Source organism: Collinsella sp. HCP3S3_D1 (assembly GCF_052064015.1).
In the GTDB taxonomy this organism is placed as follows: domain Bacteria; phylum Actinomycetota; class Coriobacteriia; order Coriobacteriales; family Coriobacteriaceae; genus Collinsella.
Map to the genome: position 1 here is coordinate 1 of NZ_JBQHWK010000045.1, position 657 is coordinate 657.

General features: G+C 69.4%; 1 protein-coding gene. It reads left to right on the forward strand.

Annotated features, from left to right (window positions below; translation table 11 throughout):
* On the forward strand, nucleotides 1-623 hold a 623-nt coding region (locus tag ACTNDJ_RS08950), incomplete at its 5' end, for an ISL3 family transposase (RefSeq protein WP_441083575.1).
* Nucleotides 624-657 lie beyond the last annotated feature (34 nt).

Consider the following 657-nt stretch of genomic DNA (forward strand, 5'->3'; position numbering starts at 1 on the left):
CCGTGCGCTGCGAGGAGTGGAACGCCGCCAGGGCCGCCGCCAGGGCCGCCAGGCCCAGGCCCGAGGGCAAGCGCGGCAGGCCTGCCAAAGGCGAGCTGCCGCCCGAGGAGGTCAGGGCGCTCGAGGAGGAGGCGGCCTCCATCAAGGGCAGCCGCTACGCGCTCGTGAAGAACCCCGAGGACCTCACCGACGGCCAGAGGGCGAGGCTCGAGGCGCTCAAGAAGAGGGCCGGCTCGCGGCTGGTCAGGGCCTGGGAGCTCAAGGAGGACCTGCGGGCCGTCTTCCGGGCAGCCGACGGCTCCGAGGCCGCCGAGCTGCTCGACGACTGGATGCACAGGGCCGCCTACTGCAAGATCGCCAAGGTCGTCGCCGTGGAGAAGAAGGTGCGCCGCCGGCGCGACGACATCATCGCCGCAGTCGAGCTCGGCATCAGCAACGGGCGCGTAGAGGCCATCAACAACAAGATCAAGGTGGCGGTGAGGATGGGCTACGGCTTCCGCAACACCGACAACCTCGTGGCCCTGCTCATGCTCAGGTGCGGCGACTGCCAGCCCCAGCTCCCGGGTCGCCCGGTGAAGGCGAGGAAGAAGGGCGTGAAGGGAGCGAAGAGCGTTGCTGCCTAGGCTAGCCCCTTGTCACACAAACTACCGAAGCCTC